General features: G+C 67.4%; 22 protein-coding genes. 10 read left to right on the top strand and 12 right to left on the bottom strand.

Going from position 1 to position 18,948, the window contains the following annotated elements:
- Positions 1 to 258: 258 nt before the first annotated feature.
- From AC5P5X_RS07090 to msrB, 5 genes are all read right to left on the bottom strand, one after another.
- Entirely contained in the window at positions 259 to 534 is a 276-nt protein-coding gene (locus AC5P5X_RS07090) for a DUF4031 domain-containing protein (RefSeq protein ID WP_033833707.1), read from the bottom strand.
- Between the two features lie 13 nt (positions 535 to 547).
- Positions 548 to 1,036: a hypothetical protein gene (locus AC5P5X_RS07085; RefSeq protein ID WP_012479023.1), complete on the bottom strand. Its 489-nt coding sequence runs from the start codon at positions 1,034 to 1,036 to the stop codon at positions 548 to 550.
- A 98-nt stretch (positions 1,037 to 1,134) separates the two neighbouring features.
- Positions 1,135 to 2,085 (bottom strand): flagellar motor protein MotB, encoded by a 951-nt coding sequence (motB, locus tag AC5P5X_RS07080; RefSeq protein ID WP_024957104.1) that lies wholly within the window; start codon positions 2,083 to 2,085, stop codon positions 1,135 to 1,137.
- A 3-nt stretch (positions 2,086 to 2,088) separates the two neighbouring features.
- Complete coding sequence (gene motA / locus AC5P5X_RS07075) at positions 2,089 to 2,943, bottom strand: flagellar motor stator protein MotA (protein ID WP_005407915.1); 855 nt, start codon at positions 2,941 to 2,943, stop codon at positions 2,089 to 2,091.
- A 90-nt stretch (positions 2,944 to 3,033) separates the two neighbouring features.
- A complete protein-coding gene (gene msrB / locus AC5P5X_RS07070) occupies positions 3,034 to 3,501 on the bottom strand; it encodes a peptide-methionine (R)-S-oxide reductase MsrB (protein WP_005407916.1) in 468 nt (155 codons plus the stop codon).
- Positions 3,502 to 3,641: 140 nt separating this feature from the next.
- Between msrB and AC5P5X_RS07065 the strand changes: the two genes are divergently transcribed.
- Positions 3,642 to 4,019, top strand: a complete 378-nt coding sequence (locus AC5P5X_RS07065) for a classical arabinogalactan protein 4 (RefSeq protein ID WP_111189075.1) — start codon at positions 3,642 to 3,644, stop codon at positions 4,017 to 4,019.
- 144 nt (positions 4,020 to 4,163) lie between these two features.
- On the top strand, positions 4,164 to 4,340 hold the full coding sequence (locus AC5P5X_RS07060) for a hypothetical protein (RefSeq protein ID WP_033833709.1): 177 nt from the start codon (positions 4,164 to 4,166) through the stop codon (positions 4,338 to 4,340).
- 114 nt (positions 4,341 to 4,454) lie between these two features.
- Here the strand turns inward: AC5P5X_RS07060 and AC5P5X_RS07055 are convergent, their stop codons facing one another.
- Positions 4,455 to 4,934, bottom strand: coding sequence for an Lrp/AsnC ligand binding domain-containing protein (locus AC5P5X_RS07055; protein WP_019660918.1), 480 nt, complete (start codon positions 4,932 to 4,934; stop codon positions 4,455 to 4,457).
- Positions 4,935 to 5,083: 149 nt separating this feature from the next.
- Between AC5P5X_RS07055 and AC5P5X_RS07050 the strand changes: the two genes are divergently transcribed.
- Together AC5P5X_RS07050 and alr are read left to right on the top strand one after the other, a co-directional pair.
- A complete protein-coding gene (locus AC5P5X_RS07050; protein WP_010484119.1) occupies positions 5,084 to 6,388 on the top strand; it encodes a D-amino acid dehydrogenase in 1,305 nt (434 codons plus the stop codon).
- Positions 6,367 to 7,434: an alanine racemase gene (gene alr / locus AC5P5X_RS07045; protein WP_005412128.1), complete on the top strand. Its 1,068-nt coding sequence runs from the start codon at positions 6,367 to 6,369 to the stop codon at positions 7,432 to 7,434. Before AC5P5X_RS07050 ends, alr begins: the two co-directional genes overlap by 22 nt.
- A 182-nt stretch (positions 7,435 to 7,616) precedes the next feature.
- Here alr and AC5P5X_RS07040 read toward each other — a convergent pair whose 3' ends face one another.
- Positions 7,617 to 8,180, bottom strand: coding sequence for a DUF3016 domain-containing protein (locus tag AC5P5X_RS07040; protein ID WP_043033923.1), 564 nt, complete (start codon positions 8,178 to 8,180; stop codon positions 7,617 to 7,619).
- A gap of 244 nt (positions 8,181 to 8,424) precedes the next feature.
- Here AC5P5X_RS07040 and AC5P5X_RS07035 point away from each other — a divergent pair, with 244 nt between their 5' ends.
- Together AC5P5X_RS07035 and AC5P5X_RS07030 are read left to right on the top strand one after the other, a co-directional pair.
- Positions 8,425 to 10,413, top strand: a complete 1,989-nt coding sequence (locus AC5P5X_RS07035; protein WP_005407923.1) for a hybrid sensor histidine kinase/response regulator — start codon at positions 8,425 to 8,427, stop codon at positions 10,411 to 10,413.
- Positions 10,414 to 10,456: 43 nt separating this feature from the next.
- On the top strand, positions 10,457 to 10,747 hold the full coding sequence (locus AC5P5X_RS07030; protein ID WP_024957100.1) for a DUF3247 family protein: 291 nt from the start codon (positions 10,457 to 10,459) through the stop codon (positions 10,745 to 10,747).
- Positions 10,748 to 10,829: 82 nt separating this feature from the next.
- Here the strand turns inward: AC5P5X_RS07030 and AC5P5X_RS07025 are convergent, their stop codons facing one another.
- A complete protein-coding gene (locus AC5P5X_RS07025) occupies positions 10,830 to 11,093 on the bottom strand; it encodes a hypothetical protein (protein WP_005407925.1) in 264 nt (87 codons plus the stop codon).
- A gap of 156 nt (positions 11,094 to 11,249) precedes the next feature.
- Between AC5P5X_RS07025 and AC5P5X_RS07020 the strand changes: the two genes are divergently transcribed.
- The 3 genes from AC5P5X_RS07020 to AC5P5X_RS07010 are packed head-to-tail and all read left to right on the top strand — an operon-like array spanning position 11,250 to position 13,692.
- A complete protein-coding gene (locus tag AC5P5X_RS07020) occupies positions 11,250 to 12,314 on the top strand; it encodes a class I SAM-dependent methyltransferase (protein WP_111189076.1) in 1,065 nt (354 codons plus the stop codon).
- Complete coding sequence (locus tag AC5P5X_RS07015) at positions 12,311 to 13,012, top strand: pseudouridine synthase (RefSeq protein WP_065184145.1); 702 nt, start codon at positions 12,311 to 12,313, stop codon at positions 13,010 to 13,012. The genes AC5P5X_RS07020 and AC5P5X_RS07015 overlap by 4 nt, the downstream gene beginning before the upstream one ends.
- Positions 13,009 to 13,692, top strand: coding sequence for an HAD family hydrolase (locus tag AC5P5X_RS07010; RefSeq protein ID WP_043033919.1), 684 nt, complete (start codon positions 13,009 to 13,011; stop codon positions 13,690 to 13,692). The genes AC5P5X_RS07015 and AC5P5X_RS07010 overlap by 4 nt, the downstream gene beginning before the upstream one ends.
- A gap of 114 nt (positions 13,693 to 13,806) precedes the next feature.
- Here the strand turns inward: AC5P5X_RS07010 and fabB are convergent, their stop codons facing one another.
- Positions 13,807 to 15,015, bottom strand: coding sequence for a beta-ketoacyl-ACP synthase I (gene fabB, locus AC5P5X_RS07005; RefSeq protein ID WP_012479031.1), 1,209 nt, complete (start codon positions 15,013 to 15,015; stop codon positions 13,807 to 13,809).
- Entirely contained in the window at positions 15,015 to 15,530 is a 516-nt protein-coding gene (gene fabA, locus AC5P5X_RS07000; RefSeq protein WP_495215938.1) for a 3-hydroxyacyl-[acyl-carrier-protein] dehydratase FabA, read from the bottom strand. The genes fabB and fabA overlap by 1 nt, the downstream gene beginning before the upstream one ends.
- A 190-nt stretch (positions 15,531 to 15,720) precedes the next feature.
- Here fabA and dinB point away from each other — a divergent pair, with 190 nt between their 5' ends.
- Positions 15,721 to 16,815, top strand: coding sequence for a DNA polymerase IV (gene dinB, locus AC5P5X_RS06995; protein ID WP_005412135.1), 1,095 nt, complete (start codon positions 15,721 to 15,723; stop codon positions 16,813 to 16,815).
- Positions 16,816 to 17,208: 393 nt separating this feature from the next.
- Here dinB and AC5P5X_RS06990 read toward each other — a convergent pair whose 3' ends face one another.
- Together AC5P5X_RS06990 and AC5P5X_RS06985 are read right to left on the bottom strand one after the other, a co-directional pair.
- On the bottom strand, positions 17,209 to 18,120 hold the full coding sequence (locus AC5P5X_RS06990; RefSeq protein ID WP_111189398.1) for an MBL fold metallo-hydrolase: 912 nt from the start codon (positions 18,118 to 18,120) through the stop codon (positions 17,209 to 17,211).
- 161 nt (positions 18,121 to 18,281) lie between these two features.
- On the bottom strand, positions 18,282 to 18,920 hold the full coding sequence (locus AC5P5X_RS06985) for an NAD(P)-dependent oxidoreductase (protein ID WP_012479034.1): 639 nt from the start codon (positions 18,918 to 18,920) through the stop codon (positions 18,282 to 18,284).
- Positions 18,921 to 18,948: the final 28 nt, after the last annotated feature.

Below are 18,948 nucleotides of genomic sequence, written 5' to 3'. Positions count from 1 at the left end.
GGCGGACAAGAAGTTCTCGACTAAACGGCGTCAAACGGGCATTTTTATGGTGGTTCATCCGGGCTCTTTGGGGTCTGGATAGGTGTGGTAACCACCATTTTCCAAAGATGCCCCGGATGAACAACCTACCGAGAGATCACAGTTAGTCGACTATCGCGCGCAGCGCGGGGTTCTCGCGGCCGGATGGGAGAGCAGTCGACTGACAGTCGACTCTACCCGGTCGGTGCCGGTTGGTGTCCGGCGAACCCGCGACGTGGCCTACGGCCGGTACTGCGCCCTGGCGTTGGCAATCACCGCTTTGACAAGGTCACGGTCGGTGTGCCGTGAGATCGCCCGCGCACCGAGCGCGATCGCCTGTGCGCGCAGCTCGGAAGTGACATCGTAGTGGGCACCGCTGGCCTTGTTCTGGAAGGCCCGCGGGGGAATGCCGAGCTGCGCCGCCATCGCGTGCAGCTCGGCCAGGGTGTCGGCCATCAGGTGCGCCCAGCGCTGTCCGCGCCAGGGATGCACCGCGTCATCGACGTAGACCGTCACCGCCGCGGCCGGTTCAGGCCTGCGGCTTGCTGTCGCTGTCAGCGGCCGGAGCGGCCTCGGCAGCGGCTTCTTCGGCCACGTTGCCCTCGGCGGCTTCGCCTTCCTCGCCTTCAGCAGCGTCGACGCCTTCGAACTCGGCGACCAGCTTGTCCAGGTACTCGTCGGCGGTCTGCTCGGATTCGGCCGCCAGGGTGTCCAGCAGCTTCTGCAGCAGTTCGGAGTATTCCAGGTTGACCTTGCGGCCTTCCTTCTCCTGCACGTTGGCCAGGTGCTTGAGCATGGCCAGCATCGGCACCGGGTTCTCGGCGTTGCCCATGGTCTGGCCGCCGATGGCCAGCAGCCACTCACGGCCCTGCAGGCCGATGGCCGCGACCACCTGGCCGTCTTCGTTGGTCAGCACGGCATGGTTCTGCACCTGCTGCTGGGCATTCAGGCGGAGGAACGGGCGCTTGGCCTGCTGCTTCTTGCGCTTGTCGCGCTTGGCCTTGGAGTTCTGGGACATGGGGGTGAAATCACCTGGAAAAGGAAAGACCGCCATTGTAGCGGCCGCACGCAGGCGGGGTCAGATCCCTTTCCATGGAAAAGGGATCTGACCCCGGTTCAACGTGCCACGGGCGCGGCCTCACCTTGCGCGGCCTGCACGTCCGGGTCGGCGGTGGGCGCCGACAGCCCCACCTGCGGGCCGGCACCGGCCAGGGCGGCCTCCTCGGCGGCCTTGGTCATCACCACGATGCTGATGCGGCGGTTGATCGGGTTCTGCGGGTCGGTCTTGTCGAACAGCACCGACGAGGACAGGCCGACCACACGGGTGATCTTGCTGTCCTCCAGGCCGCCGTCCACCAGTGCGCGCCGTGCGGCGTTGGCACGGTCGGCGCTCAGTTCCCAGTTGCCATAGCCGCGTGCGGCCGAATAGGCGGTGATGTCGGTGTGGCCGGTCAGGCTGATCCGGTTCGGCACATGGTTCAGGTACTCGGCCAGTTCGTGCAGGATCTGCTGCGTGTACGGCTTCAGCGTGGCGCTGCCAAGGTCGAACATGGGCCGGTTCTGCTTGTCCACGATCTGGATGCGCAGGCCTTCCGGGGTCAGGTCCAGCAGCAGCTGGTCCTTGAACGGCTCCAGTGCCTGGCTCCTGCTGATCGCTTCCTGCAGTTCCTTCATCAGCGCTTCCAGCTGCTGCTTGTCGCGCTGCTGCTGGTCCACCGGCTGCGGCACGGCCTCCTTCTGGTTCTGGAAGGGATCGTTGCTGTTGCCGCGCGAGATGTCGGTGGCACCGCCCAGCTTGATCATCGAAGTACTGGCGCCGCCCGGTCCGGCCATGCCGGGTGCAGGCGTGGCGTTCTGCCCACTCAGCGGGCTGGGGTTGCGGAAGTACTCGGAAATGGCCGCACGGTCGTTCTTGTTGGTGGTGGCCATCAGCCACAGCACCAGGAAGAACGCCATCATCGCGGTCACGAAGTCGGCGTAGGCCACCTTCCACGAGCCGCCGTGGTGGGCGGCGTGGCCGGCCTTCTTGACCCGGCGGACGATGACGGTGGGCTTGTTCTCGGCCATGGCTTACTTGACCGTCTTCAGGTGCTGCTCGAAATCGGAGAAGGCCGGGCGCACGTTCGACGGCAGCGTCTTGCGGGCAAATTCCAGCGCGATCTTCGGGTTGTAGCCGCGCAGGCAGGCCAGCAGGGCGGTCTTGACCGATTCGTAGATGCGGCTGTCCTGCTCGGCGCGGGCCTCCATTGCGGCCGCCATCGGGCCGACGAAGCCGTAGCCCAGCAGGATGCCGAGGAAGGTACCGACCAGCGCGCCGGCCACGTGGCCGCCGACCTCGACGATGTCGCCGCCGATCGAGCCCATGGTGATGACGATGCCCAGCACCGCCGCCACGATGCCGAAACCGGGCAGTCCGTCGGCGACCTTGGTCAGCACCTGCGACGGCGCCATGGCTTCGGCATGGTGCTTTTCCAGCTCCAGTTCCAGCAGCGGTTCCAGCTCGTGCGGCTCGATGTTGCTGCCGATCATCAGGCGCAGGCAGTCGGTGATGAAGTCGATCAGGTGATGGTCGGCCTGCACCTTGGGGTAGTTGCCGAACAAGGCGCTCTCGGCTGGGCGCTCGACATGGTCTTCCAGTGCCATGAAGCCTTCGCGGCGCGCCTTGTTGAGCAGTTCATAGAGCAGGCTGAGCACATCGATGTAGTCCTGCTGCTTGTAGCGCGGGCCCTTGAACACGCCCACCATGGCCTGCAGGGTCTGCTTGACGGTCTTGGCCGGGGTACCGACCAGGAAGGCGCCGAGCGCGGCGCCGCCGATGATGACCAGCTCGTAGGGCTGCCAGAGGGCACCCAGGCGGCCGTGGGCACCGAGATAGCCCCCGATCACGCTGATGATGACGACCAGGAATCCAACGATGATGAGCATGGGGCGACGCAAGGAGAGGGGATATCTCCTTGTCGGCCCGTCGCCCGGTTTTCTGAAGAGGGAATTCTGTGAAATCGGTCAGCGGGTATTTCAGCCCGCCATGCCGGCCTCGGCACCGCCGCGCTGCAGTGGATCGGGCCACGGCTCACCATTGCCAGTGAATGAAAGTGAGACGGAATTCAGGCAGTGACGCTCGTAGGTGGGCGGCGGACCGTCCGGGAATACGTGGCCGAGGTGGCTGCCGCAGCGCGCACAGGTGATCTCGGTGCGCACCATGCCGTGGCTGGTATCGCGGATCTCGCGCACGTGCGCTGGGTCGAACGGAGCGAAGAAGCTGGGCCAGCCAGTACCGGAATCGAACTTGGTGCTGGAGCGGAACAGCGGCAGCGCGCACAGGCGGCAGCAATAGACGCCCTCGCGCTTGTTGTCGAGGAATACCCCGCAGAACGGTGCTTCGGTACCGTGCTGCAGCAGCACTCGGCGCTCCTCGCTGCTGAGGCCGGCGACCAGCGCCTCGGTCTGGGTGGCAGTGGGGGGCGTCAGATCGAAGGCGGTCATGGCGGCGCTCCGTGGGGTCGATGGCCTGGGGATGCCGGAAAACGTGGGGGTGCTGGCGCCCGCTTGCAAGTGTGATGGCCGTTCATGGGCGGCACACAGGCGCTGGCGCATGGTGAAGACGATCCACGTCGGAGCGTGCCATGAAACCGATCCTTCCCCTGTTGTTGATGGCCCTGCTGCCGCTGGTCGCGCAGGCCCAGGTACCGACGTCGTCGACCCCGACCGCCACCCGCAGTGCCACCACCGTGGCCCCGCAACCGGTGGTGCCGCCGCCACAGGCTGCGCGCCCGCAGCCGCAGGTACTGCCCTCGCCGCAGCCGGCACAGCCGATCAAGTCCACCGGTCCGGCCCAGGCCGTGCCGGCGCCGGTACCGAAGCCGGCCGACAAGGTCTATGACCGCAATGGCCGCATCGTTCCCGGGGTGCGCCCGGCCGGCCCGAACCGCGTGTTCGACTCGCGCACCGGGCGCTATTACGACAGCGTACCGGCCGGCGATGGCCAGCAGATCAAGCGCTGACCTCTGGTGCCAGGCAAGGTTGGCAGCTACTGCGAGCCGTGCGGGCTGAACGCACGAAAACAGCTTCCTGGCGATCACTGCTTTTTCGCCTGCGATTAACCGTTCCGGGACCAACGTGACCGTGCGCCGGCATTTCGCCGCCGCATGTCCTTTGTCCACTGGATCGCGATCATGAAAAACCAGCAGAACCGTCATCCCGGCAAGGAACCGCAGGGCCGCAACCCGCAGCAGCAACAGCAACAGCAGATGGACCCGCAGCAGCCGCACAAGGGCGGCAAGCAGCAGGAACAGCGCTCGCAGAAACATCCACAGCAGCGTTGACTGTCACCATGGTCGGGGTCAGAGCCCGCTGTGCGGGATCCGACCCCTTGCCTGATCCCGCGATCGGGGTCGGATCCCGCGCGGCGGGCTCTGACCCCAACCGCTTCCCCAGCCTCAATCCGGAATCGGCAAGCTCAGTGTTTCCTTCACTTCTTCCATCACGATGTAGCTTTTCGACTCGCGCACGTGCGGCAGTGTCAGCAACGTGCTGCCGAGCAGCTTGCGGTAGGAGGCCATTTCGCTGATCCGCGCTTTCAGCAGGTAATCGAAGTCGCCCGACACCAGATGGCACTCCAGCACGTTGGGCAGCTTCAGCGCCGCGCGCCGGAACTCCTCGAAAATGTCGCCGGACTTGTAGGCCAGGCTGATTTCCACGAACACCAGGAGGCTGGCCTTCACTGCGGCCGGGTCAAGGTGGGCGTGGTAGCCGGTGATCACCCCTTCGCGCTCCAATCGACGCACGCGCTCGGTGCACGGGGTGGTCGACAGGCCGACCCGCTCGCCAAGCTCGGTGAAGGAGATACGGCCCTCGGCCTGCAGGATGCGCAGGATCTTGCGGTCGATCTTGTCCAGTTCGCGGATACGGGTGGCCATGGCCGTCAACCTTGGGGAATGAATTGCAGGAGAACATCCTGCCGGTTGATTTCAAAACAGGCAAATCAACTGGGAATGGCTGTCTATACTTCCCCAATTATGGTCCCGGCACGCTCCAGTGCAGGGAATGATCGGGTTGGAGAAGTCCCATGCGAGTCCTAGTTCTCGGCAGCGGCGTGATCGGCACCACCAGTGCCTGGTACCTGCGACAGGCCGGGTTTGAAGTCACGGTCATCGACCGCCAACCCGGACCGGCGCTGGAGACCAGCTTCGCCAATGCCGGCCAGCTGTCGTTCGGCTACACCTCGCCGTGGGCGGCCCCGGGCGTGCCGAAGAAGGCCATCGGCTGGCTGTTCGAGAAGCACGCGCCGCTGGCGATCAAGCCGGGCATGGATCTGGCCCAGTACCGTTGGCTGTGGCAGATGCTGCGCAACTGCACCCATGAGCGCTACGCGATCAACAAGGCGCGCATGGTGCGCATGTCCGAGTACAGCCGCGACTGCCTGAACGAACTGCGCGCGCAGATCGGCATCGAATTCGAAGGCCGCGACCTGGGCACCACTCAGTTGTTCCGCACCCAGCAGCAGCTGGATGCCTCGGCGCAGGACATCGAGATCCTGGCCCAGTACGGCGTGCCGTACGAGGTGCTGGACCGCGCCGGCATCATCCAGGCCGAACCGGCCCTGGCCCATGTCGATGGCCTGGTCGGCGCGCTGCGCCTGCCGCGTGACCAGACCGGCGACTGCCAGCTGTTCACCCGCCGCCTGGCGCAGATGTGCGTGGATGCCGGTGTCGAGTTCCGCTTCGACCAGGACATCACCGGCCTGGAGGTCGATGGCGACCGCATCACCGGCGTGCGCATCGACGGCAAGCTGGAAACCGCCGACCGCTTCGTGGTCGCGCTCGGCAGCTATTCGCCGGCGCTGGTCGCATCGCTGGGCATGCGCCTGCCGGTGTACCCGCTGAAGGGCTACTCGCTGACCCTGCCGATCACCGACCCGGCGATGGCGCCGACCTCGACCATCCTCGATGAGAGCTACAAGGTGGCGGTCACCCGTTTCGACGACCGCATCCGCGTCGGTGGCATGGCCGAAGTGGCCGGCTTCGACCTGTCGCTGTCGCAGCGCCGCCGCGAGACCCTGGAGCTGGTGGTCAGCGACCTCTACCCGAAGGGCGGTGACCTGTCGCGCGCGCAGTTCTGGACCGGCCTGCGCCCGGCCACGCCGGACGGTACGCCGGTGATCGGCGCCACGCCGTTCCGCAATCTGTACCTCAACACCGGCCACGGCACGCTGGGCTGGACCATGGCCTGCGGCTCGGGCCGCTACCTGGCCGACCTGATGAGCGCGCGCCAGCCGCAGATCAGCACTGAAGGCCTGGATATTTTCCGCTACGGCCAGTACGGTCACGCGCCGCAACAAGAGAACCGCACATGCGTCCTGCCCGCGCGCTGATCGATCTGGGCGCCCTGCGCAGCAACTACCGGCTCGCCCGTGAACTGGGCGGTGGCAAGGCCCTGGCGATCATCAAGGCCGATGCCTATGGGCATGGCGCGGTGCGCTGTGCGCAGGCGCTGGAAGGCGAGGCCGATGGCTTCGGCGTGGCCACCATCGAAGAGGCGCTGGAACTGCGCCAGGCCGGCATCCGTGCGCCGATCCTGCTGCTGGAAGGCATCTTCGAACCCAGCGACATGGCGCTGGTGGCCGAGCATGATTTCTGGTTCGCCGTGGGTTCGCCGTGGCAGCTGGAGGCCGTCGCCGCCTTCGACAGCCCGCGCCCGTTGACGGTGTGGCTGAAGCTGGACAGCGGCATGCATCGCCTCGGCCTGGACGTGGACAGCTTCCGCGCGGCGCACGCGCGCCTGTCAGCGCTGCCGCAGGTCGAGCGCATCGTGCTGATGACCCACCTGGCGCGCGCCGACGAGCTGGACAGCGAACGCACCCACGAACAGGCGGCGACGTTCGCGCGCGCCATCGACGGCCTGCACGGCGAGACCAGCGTGTGCAATTCGCCGGCGCTGCTGGGCTGGCCGGACGTGCGCAGCGACTGGGTGCGCCCGGGCCTGATGCTGTATGGCGCAAACCCGCTGCCGGACGACACCACGCTGACCGAGCGCCTGCGCCCGGTGATGACGATGCAGTCGAAAGTGATCGCCGAACGCTGGATCGAAGCGGGTGAGCCGGTGGGTTATGGCGCGCGCTTCGTGGCCAAGGCGCGCACCCGCGTGGGTGTGGTTGCACTGGGCTATGCCGACGGTTATCCGCAGTTCGCCCCGAATGGCACGCCGGTATTGATCGATGGCCAGCCCGGCGCACTGATCGGGCGCGTGTCGATGGACATGCTGACGGTGGACCTGACGGCGCATCCGCAGGCCGCGGTGGGCAGCGTGGTGGAACTGTGGGGCAGTGCGCCGACGTTGGCGGAACTGGCGCCGCGCTGCGGCGTGAGCGCGTACCAGCTGCCGTGCGCGGTCAAGCGCGTGGCGAAGGTGTACGTGTAGCGCCGAGCCCACGCTCGGCTTCGGTGTGGCGGCCGACCTTGGTCGGCGCCCTGTAATGCGTGTTGACCAGGGTCGACACCTACCGGGGGCCTGGCGCGCAGCGGTCGCCATGCGCGGCTCCGGTAGCGGCCGACCTTGGTCGGCTAATGCGTGTCGACCAAGGTCGACACCTGCCGAGGGGCCTAGCGCGCAGCGGTGGCCTGGCTGGCCAGCTGGCGCTTCACCCAGTCATCAATCAGGCGCTTCTCGTAGCGCAGCGGATCGCTGTTGGTCAGCAACCCACTGCCCTGCAGGTAGCCGGAGTCGCTCAGGCGCGCGTCGCCTTCGCTCACAATACGGCCGTCGGCGTCCTTCAACGTGTACTGCAGGGTGATGCGGGGCGGGTAGATATCGCGCATCACGCGGATGTCGCGCGCACGCGGGCCGTGCCACGGCTCGTAGTCACCGGCACGCTTGATGTCCACCAGGGTGACATCGAGGGTCTGCCCAGGCTGCAGCGGCTTGGCAGCGGTGGTCTGCAGGTAGCGGGCCAGCTGCTGTACCCAGTCACCGCGTTCGGCCTCGAAGCGGTTGGTGCTCTGGCGGATCTCGGTGAACGTGGCCGGATCCTCCCATTTCACGCTGACCGGGCCATTGGCCTGCAACGCACGCGGCGCGTCCGTACCGGTTACGTTGCGCGCTGCAGCGTTGGCGCCGCTCACCACCAGGGCGCCTGCCAGCAGGGCAATCACGAGTGCGCGTTTCATGACGGTCTCCTGCGTCCCCGCGCTGGGGACGATGTTGATCACGGATCGAGTGTGATCCTGTGGCCGGGTCACTGCAATGGCCGGCTGCGGCGTATGCAAGGGGGGTTACCGCCAATTCATCGTCGTCAACCCTGACTGACGGCGCTTGACGCTGTGAATACGCTCTCTGGAACATGCTGTGTCTCCAATCCGGCCCGTCCAGACGCCCTTGTCCACACTGCCGCCCCTAGTGGAGCGCCCACCGATGATGGTGCCGGCGCCCGAACCCGACCTGCATCATGGCGTGCTTGAGCGCATCAACGCCGGTTTCTGCGTGATCCAGGTGCTGTTCGAAGGCGACCGCGCGGTAGACTATCGTTTCATCGAGGTCAACGACGCCTTCGAGCGCCATACCGGCCTGAAGGACGCACGCGGTCAGCGCATGAGTGCGTTGGAACCGAACCACGAGGAAGACTGGTTCCGCATCTACGGTGAAGTGGCCCGCAGTGGTCGCCCCGCCCAGTTCGAGATGGAAGCGCGCGCCCTGGGCCGCTCGTTCGCGGTTGATGCGGTGCGCGTTGGTCGTCCGGGCGAAGACAAGGTCGGCATCCTGTTCTTCGACATCACCGCGCGCAAGCAGATGGAAGTGGAGCTGGGCGAAAGCGAAGCCCGCTTCAGCGCACTGGCCGATGGCCTGCCGATGCCGGTATGGGTGCTCGACGAGCGCGGCCACGCCCGCTTCGTCAACAGCGCCTTCAGCGAGTTTTTCGGTGGCGACGAAACGCGCGTTCCGGAAGATGTCTGGCGCGGCCTGGTACATCCAGACGATGCGTCCGTATTCGAGTACGAGCTGCAGGAAGCATTGAAGGCGCAGCGTTCGATGCATGCGCTGGTACGTGCGCGGCGCGCCGACGGCCAGTGGCGCTGGCTGGAGATGAACGCGCGGCCGCGCTTCTCGCGCATGGGCCGCTTCATCGGCCTGGCTGGCAGCAGTCCGGACGTGACCGAGCGCCGCGAGATCGAACTGGCACGCGAGGAACTGCTGCAGTCCGAACGCGCCGCGCGCAGCGCCGCCGAGAACATGGCGCGGCTGAAGGACGAGTTCCTGGCCACGCTGTCGCACGAGCTGCGCACGCCGCTGACCACCATCCTCGGTTGGAGCGAGCTGCTGCTGCAGCGCGTGGACAACACCAGCCCGCTGTACAAGGGCCTGAACGTGATCGCCAACAGCGCCGGTGCGCAGAAGCGGCTGATCTCGGACATGCTCGACCTCAGCAGCATGCTGCTGGGCAAGGTACAGCTGGAGGTGGAAGTGCTGGACCTGCGCACGCTGCTTGGCGAAGCCATCGGCGCGCAGGAACTGGTGGCCGAAGGCAAGGCGCTGGACGTGCACCTGCAGCTGCCCGAGCAGCCCAGCCTGGTATTGGGCGATGCCACGCGCCTCCAGCAGGTGTTCTGGAACCTGCTCTCGAATGCGATCAAGTTCACCCCGGCCGAGGGCCGCATCGACGTTCAGCTGCAGGCCGACGGCACCCACTGGGTGATTACGGTGCGCGATACCGGCGATGGCATCGCACCGGAGTTCCTCAACCACCTGTTCAGCCGCTTCCGCCAGGCCGATGGCACCACCACGCGCCGCCATGGCGGCCTCGGCCTGGGCCTGGCGATCGTGCAGCAGCTGGTCGAACTGCACGGCGGCACCGTCGCCGCCGCCAGCGAAGGCCATGGCCACGGCGCCACGTTCACCGTTCGCCTGCCCCAGCACCTGCCGGATGCCGAGCGCCGGCCGCTGCGCGAAGTCATCAGCGGGCCGATCCTGGAGCCGGTGATCGTCGAACCGTATCCGCTGCGGGGCATGCATGTGCTGGCGGTGGAAGACCAGCCGGAGGTGCTGGAGTACCTGCGGCGCATGCTGGAAGAGCAGGGCGCCAGCGTGTCGGCGGCCAGCTCGGCCGGCGAGGCACTGGCATTGCTGGCCGACACCGGCCATCTGCAGTACCACGTGATGCTGACCGACATCGGCATGCCGGGCATGGATGGCTATGGGCTGGTGCGCACGCTGCGCGAGGACATGGGCGTGGACGCGGCAACCTTGCCTGCGGTGGCGGTGACTGCACTGGCGCGTGCCGATGACCGCCGCCGCGCGCTGGCGTCGGGCTTCCAGGAGCATGTCGCCAAGCCGTACTCGGTGGCGCAGCTGGTGGCTGCCGTACGCAAGGTGCAGGTGCCGCGCGCGGACAGCGCGCTGCACTGAACATTCACGGCCGATCGGCGACCCTGCAATCAGGAGGTCGCCGATGTCCCGTATAGCTCCACGTATCCACACCGATCCGGCGCAGATCGCGCGCCTGGAAGCCCTGCTGCCGCAGCTGGATGGCGAAACGCAGGTGGAACTGATTCTGCACGATGGCCGCCGCCTGCTCGGCACGGTGGCCGTGAGGCCAACCGTGCAGCAATACCGCAACGTCGCTGGCGATGAAGGCAGCAACGGCCAGCTGCGCCTGGATGACTACGACACGCCGGTGCAGCAGCACCATGTGTGGTTGGACGAGATCGCCAGCATCCGCAGGTTGCCGCCGAGGGTTTGACGGCAACCTGCCGGGCCCATCCCCGCTTGGCGTGGATCTACCAGAGGTTGCAGTAGAGCCACGCCATGCGTGGCTGCTGCGCTCAGTGCTCGAACAGGGTCGGCGTCGCCTCGAACCGGCGTGCATACGCCCGCTCCTCCGCAACCCTCGCCACCTCGTCATCGGCCAGGTCCGGCGCGCCATACACCGCATAGGCCACGCTGCCGTCGGCACCATGACCGACCTGGTGCAGCCGGTAGCGCGAGTGGCCGCCGCCGGTGTCCTCGGGGTAATGCACGGGCGGATGGCTGCCTTCCAGGTCCATTTCACTGTTGTCGACCACGCCACCGACGAACAAGGCTCGCATGCAGGTTCTCCTGGGTTTCCGGGGGAGCCTCTACCCTGAACGTTCCAATGTTGCTGGCAGATCAAGGCCCCGTTCGGGTTTCGCAAAGCGGCTGCCGGGGCCGACCCGGTCAAGCCGGTACAATGGACGGCCCTCACGCTTGAAGTACCCGCGCCGATGGCCTCCAGCGACGACGCCCCCCTGCAGACCCTGTTCCTGCCGTTCTCCCAAGGCGCTCTGCGCTGGCCGGAAGGCCCCGTGGCTTTCCTGCGGGCCCGCGACGGCTGGCCGCTGCGCGAAGTGGCCGGCAACCGCGAGGTGCATTGCGAGCAGAGCTTCGCCCCGTTCGCGCAGCCGCTGCAGCAGGCCGCCGGCTGGACCGTCAGCGGCCAGCTGGATGATGTGGCCGGCAAGGGCCGCCACCCGCTGGTGCTGGTGCTGCCGCCGCGCCAGCGTGAAGAAGCCCGCGCGCTGTTCGCCCGCGCGCTGGCGCTGGTCGCCGACGGCGGCCGCATCGTTGCCTGCCAGTCCAACAACGAAGGCGCACGCTCGGGCGAGGGTGACCTCAAGCAGCTGACCGGCCTCGGCGGCAGCCTGACCAAGAATCACTGCCGCGTGTACTGGACCGCGCCGATGCAGGGCCAGCACGACGCCGACCTGGCCAAGCGCTGGTCGGCGCTGGATGCAGTGCGCCCGATTGTCGGGGGCCGTTTCCTCAGCCGCCCGGGCGTGTTCGCCTGGGATCGCATCGACCCGGCGTCGGCGCTGTTGGCCGAACACCTGCCGGCCGACCTGGCCGGGCGTGCCGCCGACCTCGGCGCGGGCTACGGCTACCTGTCGCGCGAGCTGCTGGAACGCTGCCCGAAGATCACCGCGCTGGACCTGTACGAAGCCGAGCAGCGCGCGCTGGCACTGGCCGAACTCAATCTGGCGCCGCCGCCGCGCCCGCTGCCGCTGCGCTTCCTGTGGCAGGACGTCACCGCGGGTATCGAACCGGGCTACGACGTCATCATCAGCAACCCGCCGTTCCACACGCCGTCGCGCGCCGATCGCCCGGACATCGGCCAGCGCTTCATCGCCGTGGCCGCGCAGGCGTTGCGCCCGGGCGGACGCCTGTACTTAGTGGCCAACCGCCACCTGCCGTACGAGTACACGCTCAACGAGAGCTTTGGCGCGGTGCGCGTGATCGCCGAGCGTGATGGCTTCAAGCTGGTGGAAGCGGTGAAGGGGAAGGGCAAGTGAAGCTGGTCAAGCTCATCGCCAACCTGGGCTATGGCAGCCGCAAGCAGGTGCAGTGGATGTTCCGCGAAGGCCGCGTCACCGACGCCGACGGCGAGGTGCTGTATGCCGACGACCAGGTGCCGCACGAGGCGATCCGTGTCGACGGCGAGCCGCTGGACCCGCCGGTGGGCCTGTCGATCGCGCTGCACAAGCCGGCCGGCTACACCTGCTCGACCAAGGACACCGGCCGCCTGATCTACGATCTGCTGCCGCCGCGCTTCCGCGATCGCGATCCGGTGCTGTCCACGGTGGGCCGCCTCGACCGCGAGACCAGTGGCCTGCTGCTGCTGACCGACGATGGCGGCCTGCTGCACCGGATCATCTCGCCGAAGTCGAAGCTGCCGAAAGTCTATGAGGTCGAGTTGAGCGGCGACCTGCGCGGCGACGAGGTAGCGCTGTTCGCCAGCGGGACGCTGATGCTGGAGTCCGAGAAGACGCCCCTGCTGCCGGCTGAACTGGAAGTGCTGGATGCGCGTCGCGCGCGCCTGGTGCTGCACGAAGGCCGCTACCATCAGGTACGCCGCATGTTCGCCGCCACCGGCAACCACGTGCAGGCCCTGCACCGCAGCCGCGTCGGCGGGCTGGACCTGCAGGGGCTGGACGAGGGGCAATGGCGGCAGCTCACCTCCACCGACCTGGATACGCTGTTCGCTCCATGACCACCATCGCTGCGCTGCCGTTCCTCCCCGACGCCGTCATCTTCGACATGGACGGCCTGATGATCGACAGCGAGCGGGTTTCGCTGGCCTGCTGGAGCCAGGCCGCCGACGAGTTCGGACTGGGCCTGGACGAGGCGGTGTTCCTGCGCATGGTCGGCCTCGGTGACCGTGACACGCACGCGCTGCTGCGTGCGCAGGGCATCGAGGACAGCGTGATCGAGGCGGTGGCCGCGCGCTGCCACGACCTGTATGAAGCACGCACGCAGACCGGCCTGCCGTTGCGGCCGGGCATCCTGGAGCTGCTGCAACTGCTGAAGGCGCATGCGGTTCCGCGCGCGGTGGCGACCACCACGCGGCAGCCGCGCGCCAACCGCAAGCTGGCCGCTGCCGGCCTGCTGCCGTATTTCGATGCGGTGATCACCAGTGGCGACGTCGCGCGGCCGAAGCCGGCGCCGGATATCTACCTGCTGGCCGCGCAGCGGCTGGGCCAGGCGCCGGAACGCTGCCTGGCGCTGGAAGACTCACCGGCCGGTACGCGTGCGGCGCTGGCGGCCGGCATGACCGTGATCCAGGTGCCTGACCTGGTGCATCCTGACGAAGAACTACGCGCACTGGGCCACCGCATCGTCGGCTCGCTGGTGGACGCGCACGCGCTCCTGCTGCCGTTGTTGCCGAGGTAACCGGTAGGTGCCGACCGTTGGTCGGCACTCTTTACTGCGTTGGTGGGTGCCAACCTTGGTTGGCACTCTTTACTGCCCTGGTGGGTGCCGACCGTTGGTCGGCACACCTGCCCCTCACACCCGCCCGAACACCAGCGCGGCGTTGGTGCCACCGAAGCCGAAGCTGTTGGACATCACCGTATCCAGCTTCTGCTCGCGGCTTTCGCGCAGGATCGGGAAGCTCTCCACCTTCGGGTCCAGCTCGCCGATGTTGGCCGAACCGGCAACGAAGCCATCGCGCATCATCAGCAGGCAGTAGATCGCCTCGTGCACGCTCGCCGCACCGAGCGAATGGCCGGACAGCGCCTTGGTCGAGGACAGCGGCGGCACCGCATCGCCGAACACTTCGCGGATCGCATTGAGCTCGGTGACGTCGCCCAGCGGCGTGGAGGTGCCGTGGGTGTTGAGGTAGTCCAGCGGGCGATCGACGCCCTGCAGCGCCATCTTCATGCAGCGCACCGCGCCTTCGCCGGACGGAGCGACCATGTCGGCGCCGTCGGAGGTCACGCCATAGCCGATCAGTTCGGCGTGGATGTGCGCGCCGCGCGCAACGGCGTGGTCGTAGTCCTCCAGCACCAGCATGCCGCCACCACCGGCGATGACGAAGCCGTCGCGGTCCTTGTCGTACGGACGCGAGGCGCTGGCCGGGGTTTCGTTGAAGCTGGTCGACAGCGCGCCCATCGCATCGAACATCACGCTCATCGACCAGTGCAGGTCTTCACCGCCACCGGCGAACATGATGTCCTGCGCGCCATGGCGGATCATGTCCGCGGCCGCGCCGATGCAGTGCGCCGAGGTCGCGCAGGCGGCCGACAGCGAATAGCTGACGCCCTTGATCTGGTAGGCCGTGGCCAGGCAGGCCGAGACCGTCGAGCACATCGTGCGCGGCACCATGTACGGGCCGACCTTGCGCACGCCACGTTCGCGCAGCAGGTCGACCGCGCCGATCTGCCATTCGCTGGAGCCGCCACCGGAACCGGCGATCAGGCCGGTGCGCAGGCTGCTGACCTGCTCGGCGCTGAGCCCGGCATCGGCGATGGCATCGCGCATGGCCAGATAGGCGAAGGCTGCCGCATCGCTCATGAAGCGCTTCTGCTTGCGGTCGATCAGTGCCTCCAGATCGAGGTCGACACGACCGCCGACCTGGCTGCGCAGGCCCGCTTCGGCGTGGTCGGCCAGGGCGGTGATGCCCGAGCGCCCTTCGCGCAGCGCGGCCGAAACGGTATCCAGATCATTGCCGAGGCAGGACGTGATGCCCATGCCGGTGATGACGACGCGACGCATCAGAAGCTCCCGGTTTCGGTGAACAGGCCGACGCGCAGGTCGCGCGCGCTGTAGATTTCGCGGTCATCCACGTACATGCGGGCGTCCGACTGGGCCATCACCAGCTTGCGGTTGATGACGCGGCTGATGTCGATCTCGTAGCGCACCAGCTTGGCCTCAGGCAGCACCTGGCCGGTGAACTTCACTTCGCCACAGCCCAGCGCGCGGCCCTTGCCGGGGGCGCCCAGCCAGGTCAGGAAGAAGCCGGTCAGCTGCCACATGGCGTCCAGGCCCAGGCAGCCGGGCATCACCGGGTCGCCAATGAAATGGCAGCCGAAGAACCACAGGTCCGGGTGGATATCCAGTTCGGCGCGTACCATGCCTTTGCCATGCGGTCCGCCGTCCTCGCGGATGTCGGTGATGCGGTCGAACATCAGCATCGGGTCGTTGGGCAGACGGCCGGCAGCGGTGCCGAACAGTTCACCGCGTGCGCTGGCCAGCAGCTGTTCGCGGTTGAACGCGTGGAGACGGGTCATGAAGCACAATCCTGGAAGCGAAGAACAGGGAAACAAGCGCCCGAGAATGCCCGTGGAAACTGCGCCGATCAAACATTTCAACCGTACGCAACCGTAGTGTTTTCAAGGGAATACGCGCATCCTGTTGATGTGCAACGACCATACTTCGGCGTGTGGCCCACCCGGCCCGGCCCCGCCTTTCCCACCTGACATGACCCGACTGCGCAAGATCATCCACGTTGACATGGACGCGTTCTACGCGTCGGTGGAGCAGCGCGACGATCCGTCACTGCGCGGCAAGCCGGTGGTCGTGGCATGGCGTGGCGCCCGCTCGGTGGTGTGTGCGGCGTCCTACGAGGCGCGCGTGTTCGGCGTGCGTTCGGCGATGCCCGCCGTGCGTGCCGAGCGCCTGTGCCCGGACGCGATCTTCGTGCCGCCGGACTTCGCGCGTTACAAGGCGGTGTCACAGCAGGTACGCGCGATCTTCCTGCGCCATACCGACCTGGTCGAGCCGCTGTCGCTGGACGAGGCCTATCTGGACGTGACCGAGCCGAAGAGTGGCATTGAACTGGCCACCGACATCGCCCGCACCATCCGCGCGCAGATCCGCGAGGAAACGAACCTGACTGCTTCAGCCGGGATCGCGCCGAACAAGTTCCTGGCCAAGATCGCCTCGGACTGGCGCAAGCCCGACGGCCAGTTCGTGATTCCACCGCAGCGCGTGGATGCGTTCCTGGCGCCGCTGCCGGTGAACCGCGTGCCCGGTGTCGGCAAGGTCATGGAAGGCAAGCTGGCCGCGCGCGGCATCGTCACCTGCGGCGACCTGCGGCAGTGGGCCTTGATCGATCTGGAAGAGGCATTCGGCAGCTTCGGCCGCAGCCTGTACAACCGCGCACGTGGCATCGACGAGCGGCCGGTGGAACCGGACCAGCAGGTGCAGTCGATCTCCTCGGAGGACACCTTCGCCGAAGACCTGCTGCTGGAAGACCTGACCGAGGCGATCGTGCAGCTGGCCGGGAAGACCTGGAACGCCACGCGCAAGACCGAGCGCATCGGCCACACCGTGGTGCTGAAACTGAAGACCGCGCAGTTCCGCATCCTCACCCGCAGCTTCACCCCGGAGCGCCCGCCGGAATCGATGGAAGAGCTGCGTGACATCGCACTGGCCCTGCGCGCCCGCGTCGATCTGCCGGCCGAGACGCGCTACCGCCTGGTCGGCGTCGGGCTGGGTGGCTTCCGCGAAAAGGAGCCGGTGGTGCAGGGGGAATTGTTCGAGCACGACATGATCAATCCCACAGATACCTAATCATCAAACAGTGGGGTCAGAGCCCGTTGCGCAGCAATGGGATCCGGCCCCGTGCCGATCAACGGTCGGCACCCACCATCAGCAGCAGGTTCCGACAGATAGCGGGAAACTGTCGAAGGCGGGGTGGGTCCGGTTGCGGGGGCGTGAGCCGCATGGGCCCGAGGCATGCCTCGGGCGGGTTGGGCAGGACGCCCAACCCCGGTCTTGCCGTGTGCGCAGGACAGCGCACACGAGCAAGCCGCGATCGAGCTTACATGGACGTACTTGCAGCGTCCCCCGCAACCGGACCCCCCCCGCCCACCCTCAGGAAACCAGCTTCTGCCGTTGCTTCGGCTGTTGCCGTTGCATTGAGCGGGTGCAGGGCGCAGCCCTGCAAAAAGAAAACTCCCTACCTCACGGCCACTGCATCTCGCCCTTGGCCACCTTCGCACTCAGTTCCAGCGACGCCACGCCCGCCAGCTTCGGATAGCGCGCCTGCATCGCCTTCACCAGCGCCGCACTGTCCTTGGCCTTTGCCGTCTCGGCATCGAACGCGCGGATGTAGTCCGCCGTGAACACCAGCGCGCTGGCATCCAGTGCGGCACCCGGCGCGTAATGCCCCGGCACCACCACCTTCGGCTTCAGCGCCTGCAACCGCTGCAGGGTCTGCAGCCAGTCGGCATGCGACTTCGGCGTCTGCGTGTCGGCCATCCACACGTGTTCACCGGCCACCACCGGAATGCCGCCGACGATCGCGCGCAGCGACGGCACCCACAGCACCGTGCGGTCCGGGGCCGGGCCATCCAGGCCGATCAGCGGCAGGCGCTGGCCTTCCAGCTGCAGGGCATCGCCATCCAGCACCTGCGGCACCACGATGCGCGACGGCACGTCGGCACCCATCTTCGGCCCCCAGTAGGCCAGCTTGCCGGCCTGGGTCTGCTGGATGTGGGCAACGGTCTGCGCAGTGGCGACGATGCGTGCCTGCGGGAACGCGTCCTGCAGGGTAGCCAGGCCGAAGTAGTAGTCCGGATCACCGTGGCTGATGTAGATCGTTGTCAGCTGCTTGCCGCTGGCGCGGATCAGCTCGACCAGCTTGCGCGCATCGCTGGCGCCGAACTGCGCGTTGACCAGGATCGCATCGCGGCGGCCTTCGATCAGCACCGAGGACACCGAGAACATCGCCTGCGGACCGGGATGGAAGGTCTGCAGGTGCAGCTGGGATTTTGTCGCTGCCGCGGGCGCCGCGGTGGCCGGTGCGGCCAGCAGCGGCGCACTGGTGAAGCTGGCGGCCAGGGCGAGGGGAAGCAGCAGGGCAGCGGTGCGCATTGGAAATTCCTTGTGTCGAATGGGGAGCCGAACGTGGGCTATGCCGGGCGTCCTTGCCCGGGCCCCTGCGGGCCGTCGCAAGCGACGCTGGCAACGGCTCCTGCCGTTGCCTTCGGCTCTACAGCTGGGTAGCGCCGGGCCATGCCCGGCGGACGCCATGATCAGTACGCGGCCGTGATGATCTGCTTCGGGTACTGCTGCGCTTCCAGCTCGGCGACGAACGCGGCGCCGTAGTCGGCGTAGCTGATGCGGCTGTGGCCGCTGGCATCAGCGAGGAAGGCCTTGGGCTGCACGCGGTACTGGCCGCGCTCTTCGCCCGGGCCGATTTCGGCGGCCGGCGAGAAGAAGGTCCAGTCCAGGTCGTCCACCGCCTGCAGGCGATTGAAGGCTTCACGATGGGCCAGCGCGTACGGCTTGTAGGCCTCCGGGAAGTTGGGGGTATCGACCAGCTGCACGCCCGGCGCGACTTCCAGGCTGCCGGCGCCACCGACCACCACCAGGCGCGGTACGCCGGCCTTGCGCGCGGCGGCGGCCAGCTGCGCGGCCACTTCGCCGACGCGGCCGATGTCATCGCCCGGACGCGGGCCATAGGCGCTGGCCAGCACGTCGTGGCCGGCGATGGCGGCGACCAGGGCATCCTGGTCATCCAGCGAGGCGATCACCGGATGGGCACCGGCCAGTTCGGCCGGAAGATCCTGCGCGCTGCGCACGATGACGGTGAGTTCGTGGCCGTTGGCCAGCGCGTGGCGGGCGATCTGGCGGCCGATGTTGCCGGTGGAACCAACGAGGGCGATCTTCATGGCAGGACTCCGTGGGGCGGTGTGGGGT

The sequence above is a fragment of the Stenotrophomonas sp. YJH_SMC_91 genome, from assembly GCF_059368495.1.
Note: the sequence above shows the minus strand (reverse complement) of the source record. Positions and strands in the feature narration are given on the sequence as shown.